At 71.0% G+C, this 3,995-nt stretch carries 6 protein-coding genes; 5 read left to right on the forward strand and 1 reads right to left on the reverse strand.

Annotated elements, in window-relative coordinates; all coding sequences use genetic code 11:
- The 4 genes from WBL06_RS14345 to WBL06_RS14360 form a co-directional block, all read left to right on the forward strand.
- Positions 1 to 530, forward strand: a 530-nt coding sequence (locus tag WBL06_RS14345) for a biotin/lipoyl-containing protein (RefSeq protein ID WP_424457187.1), incomplete at its 5' end; no start/stop codon positions are given.
- A complete protein-coding gene (locus tag WBL06_RS14350; RefSeq protein ID WP_424457189.1) occupies positions 527 to 1,693 on the forward strand; it encodes an acyl-CoA dehydrogenase family protein in 1,167 nt (388 codons plus the stop codon). The genes WBL06_RS14345 and WBL06_RS14350, both read left to right, overlap by 4 nt.
- A 10-nt stretch (positions 1,694 to 1,703) precedes the next feature.
- Positions 1,704 to 2,183: a MaoC family dehydratase gene (locus WBL06_RS14355; RefSeq protein ID WP_424457191.1), complete on the forward strand. Its 480-nt coding sequence runs from the start codon at positions 1,704 to 1,706 to the stop codon at positions 2,181 to 2,183.
- Positions 2,180 to 3,001 (forward strand): HpcH/HpaI aldolase/citrate lyase family protein, encoded by an 822-nt coding sequence (locus WBL06_RS14360; protein ID WP_424457192.1) that lies wholly within the window; start codon positions 2,180 to 2,182, stop codon positions 2,999 to 3,001. The genes WBL06_RS14355 and WBL06_RS14360 overlap by 4 nt, the downstream gene beginning before the upstream one ends.
- A 25-nt stretch (positions 3,002 to 3,026) precedes the next feature.
- Here the strand turns inward: WBL06_RS14360 and WBL06_RS14365 are convergent, their stop codons facing one another.
- Positions 3,027 to 3,323: a GIN domain-containing protein gene (locus WBL06_RS14365; RefSeq protein WP_424457194.1), complete on the reverse strand. Its 297-nt coding sequence runs from the start codon at positions 3,321 to 3,323 to the stop codon at positions 3,027 to 3,029.
- Positions 3,324 to 3,554: 231 nt separating this feature from the next.
- On the opposite strand from WBL06_RS14365, the gene WBL06_RS14370 reads away from it, so the two are divergent.
- On the forward strand, positions 3,555 to 3,995 hold a 441-nt coding region (locus tag WBL06_RS14370), incomplete at its 3' end, for a GntR family transcriptional regulator (protein ID WP_424457196.1).

Genomic DNA, 3,995 nt, shown 5'->3' on the forward strand with positions numbered 1-3,995 from the left:
CGACCGGGCCGTGGGGACTCCGCGACGGGTGGCGCGCCGGTGGCGCGCCCCGCCCGGCGACGTACGGCATCGAGGTGGGCGGCGAATTCCGGGAGGTCCCCGTCGACCCCGCCACCGCATCCACCGCTCTCGTCAGCGTTCTCGCCAGCGTCGAGCGGGTGCGCGGCGGACACGTCGTGTGGTTGCACCGCGACGGCCGCACCCTCGAGCTGCCGGTGCCGAACCGCGCCGAGCGGCTCGCTCGCACCCTTGCGGCGCTCGAACGCAGCACCGGCCCCGTCGCCCCCGAACTTCGCGCCGCGATGCCCGGCACCGTCGTCTCGGTGGCCGTCGACGAGGGTGCCCGTGTCGACGCCGGCGCCACGGTGCTCACGATCGAGGCGATGAAGATGGAGCACGCTCTCGTCGCCCCCCACTCCGGAGTGGTGCGCTTGCGCGTGCGCTCCGGCGACCTCGTCCGGCGCGACCACGTGGTCGCCGTCGTGGAACCAGATCTCGAGACACAGCCCAACCAGGAGAAGAGCGCATGAACTACGAACTCACGCCCGAACAGCAGAAGCTGCAGGACACCGTCCGCGCCTTCGCCGACGAGGTCGTCGCCCCGGCTGCGTACCAGTACGACACCGAGCGCAAGCTGCCGCTCGACATCATCGCCCAGATGGGCGACATGGGACTCTTCGGCCTGCCCTTCCCGACGGAGATCGGCGGGCAGGGCAAGGACTACTTCTCGCTCTGCCTCGCCGTCGAAGCGCTCGCCCGGGCCGACCAGAGCATCGCCGTCACCCTCGAAGCCGGTGTCGGCCTCGGCATCCAGCCCATCTACCGGCACGGCACCGACGAGCAGAAGCAGCGCTGGCTGCCCGACCTCGTGCGCGGCCGGGCACTCGCCGGGTTCGGGCTCACCGAGGCCGAAGCGGGGTCGGATGCCGGCGCCACCCAGACGACGGCGGTGCTCGAAGACGATGAGTGGGTCATCAACGGCAGCAAGCAGTTCATCACCAACTCCGGAACCGACATCACGAGTGTCGTCACGGTGATCGCGGTGACCGGCGAAACCCGCAACGCCGACGGCACCACCAGTCCCGAGCTCTCGTCGATCATCGTGCCGACCGACACCCCCGGGTTCACCGCCGAGGCGAGCTACGACAAGGTCGGCTGGCACACCTCCGACACCCATCCGCTCACCCTGGTCGACGTGCGCGTGCCGCAGTCGAACCTGCTCGGCGAGCTCGGGCGCGGCTACGCGAACTTCCTGCGCGTGCTCGACGAGGGTCGCATCGCGTTCGCCGCCCTTGCTACGGGCGCGGCCCAGGGATGTCTGGAAGAGGCACTGCGCTACGCGAAGGAGCGCAACGTCTTCGGGCGCAGCATCGGCTCGAACCAGCACATCGCCTTCAAGCTCGCGAAGATGCAGGCCCGCGTGCATCAGGCCCGCCTCTGCTACTACGACGCCGCGCTGAAGCTCGTGCACGCCAAGCCGTTCAAGACCGAGGCGTCGATCGCGAAGATGGTGTGCGGCGAGGCCGCGATGGAGAACGCCCGCGAGGCGACCCAGATCTTCGGCGGCTACGGCTTCCTCAACGAGAACGCTGTCGCCCGGCACTACCGCGACTCGAAGATCCTCGAGATCGGCGAGGGCACGACCGAGGTGCAGCTCATGGTGATCTCGCGCGGGCTGGGCCTCACCGCCTAAGTTGGCCCTCATGCGCGAGATCGAGCAGCGGGGGCTCTACTTCGAGGAGTTCGAGGAGGGCGTGCGCTACCTGCACCGCCCGGGCCGCACGGTCACCGAGGCCGACAACGTGCTGTTCACGACCCTCACGATGAACACGCAGGGTCTGCACCTCGACGCGCACTGGGCGCAGCAGCAGGAGTTCGGCGAGCGGCTCGTGAACTCGATGTTCACCCTCTCGACGATCGTCGGCGCCTCGGTCACCCAGCTCACCCTCGGCACGATCGTCGCCAACCTCGGCTTCAGCGAGGTGCAGTTCCCGGCGCCGCTCCGCCACGGTGACACCCTGTACTCCGAGACGACGGTGCTGGGCAAGCGGCTGTCGGAGTCGCGACCGGGCCAGGGCATCGTGACGCTCGAGCACATCGGGCGGCGGCAGGACGACGAGATCGTCGCCCGCGCCGTGCGCTCCACCCTGGTCTGGACGCTCGGGGGGCGGGCTTCACTGTGACCTTCGACCCTGCGCCGTTCGACCTCGGGCCCGCCCTGCTGTTCTGCCCCGCCGACCGGCCCGATCGGTTCGCGAAGGCGCTCGACCGGGCGGATGCCGTCATCCTCGATCTCGAAGACGCCGTCGCCGCGGCCGACAAGCCCGCGGCTCGCGCGGCTCTCGCTGAGCATCCGCTCGACCCGACACGCGTCGTCGTGCGGGTGAACCCGCCGTCGACTCCGGAGTTCGCGGCCGACCTCGCGGCGCTCGACGCGACGCCCTACCGCCGCATCATGGTCGCGAAGGCCGACGCGGCGCTCCCTGCCCTGGCGGGGTTCGAGGTGATCGCGCTGTGCGAGACGGCGGCCGGCATCCTCGACGCCCGCGACCTCGCGCGCCGGCGCGACGTGGTCGGGCTCATGTGGGGCGCCGAGGATCTCGTGGCGTCGCTCGGGGGCACCGCGAGCCGTGATCACCGCGGCCGCTACCGCAAGGTCGTGCGGCACGCCCGGGCGGCGGTGCTGCTCGCCGCCGGGGCGGAAGGGATCGCGGCGATCGACGCGGTGCATCTCGCGATCGACGACCTCGACGGGCTTCGGGCGGAGGCCGAGGATGCCGCCGCCAGCGGGTTCGCGGCAACCGCGTGCATCCACCCCTCCCACGTCGCCGTCATCCGCGACGCCTACCGGCCGACGCCGACCGAGGTGACGGCCGCGCGCCGCCTTCTGGATGCTGCGGTCAGCGGGGGCGCTGTCTTCCAGTTCGAGGGCCGCATGGTCGACGGCCCCGTCCTCCGCCACGCCGAAGCCGTCCTCCGACGAGCCTCGGTGGTCGAGTAGCCGCGAAGCGGCGTGTCGAGACCCGTCAGTCGCCCGACTCGACGTCACCCGATCCCGACATGTCGGACTCCACGGTCGCTCCGCCACGGTGATTCACGGTTCCGCTGCCGGAGATGTCGACCACAAGGGTGTCGGTGACGTGCAGATCGACCTCGCCGGATCCGCTGATCGACACGACGGCGTCGCGCACTTCGAGGGAGCCGGTATCGACGTCGCCCGATCCGTCGATGTCCACGGCAATCCAGTTCGCGACGCCAGCGAGCTCGATGTCGCCGGCCCCTTCGATGCGCAGGTCGACGTCATCGGCGTCGACGCCGGTCACGGTGACGTCACGGGGTGGACGACGACATGGGCCCGATCGGCACGCACCCGGTGAGGGCGACGGCCACGAGGGCGGCAACGGCGGCGAGGGCAGGGAGGCGGGTCTACATGCCTCCCCCGGTGCCAGCCGGCGGCTCGTTGCGCCGTGGGGGGGGAACCCCCCGAAAGGTCCTCGGGTCGACCTCGCCACGGGACTGGCTGATTGTCTAACAATCCGCTACATTGTCTAGCAATGTCACTTCATCCCGCGACGATGCCGGAGGCGATCTTCGAGACCCTCCGAGCCCGTATCATCGATCAATCCGAGCCCCCCGGCTCGACCCTGACCGAGTCCGCCGTCGCCCTGCGGTTCGGCGTGGCCCGCCCCACCGCGAAGCTCGCCCTCGAACGGCTGGTCGCCGAGGGGTTGCTGCGCCGCGAAGCGCATCGTGCGGCGCGCGTGCCGGAACTCGACCGTGACGACATCGCTGACCTCTTCGCGACCCGTCGACTCATCGAATCCGCGGCCGTCGCATCCCTGGCTGCGAGCGGCACCCTCCCGGCCGACGCGCTCGGCGCGCACCGCGAGCTGCTCGCTGTCGCCCCCCGGGGCGGTGCGTTCGCCGGTGCCGACGCCGCCTTCCACCGCGCGCTCGTCGCCGGGTCGCCGAGCCCGCGACTCGCCCGCATGCAC

This window comes from Pseudolysinimonas sp., from assembly GCF_049651805.1.
Classification (GTDB): Bacteria; Actinomycetota; Actinomycetes; order Actinomycetales; family Microbacteriaceae; genus Pseudolysinimonas_A.

Excerpts from the sequence above, each read along its gene's own strand:
- WBL06_RS14355 (WP_424457191.1), top strand. The coding sequence starts at position 1,704 with ATGCGCGAGATCGAGCAGCGGGGGCTCTACTTCGAGGAGTTCGAGGAG.
- WBL06_RS14350 (WP_424457189.1), top strand. The coding sequence starts at position 527 with ATGAACTACGAACTCACGCCCGAACAGCAGAAGCTGCAGGACACCGTC.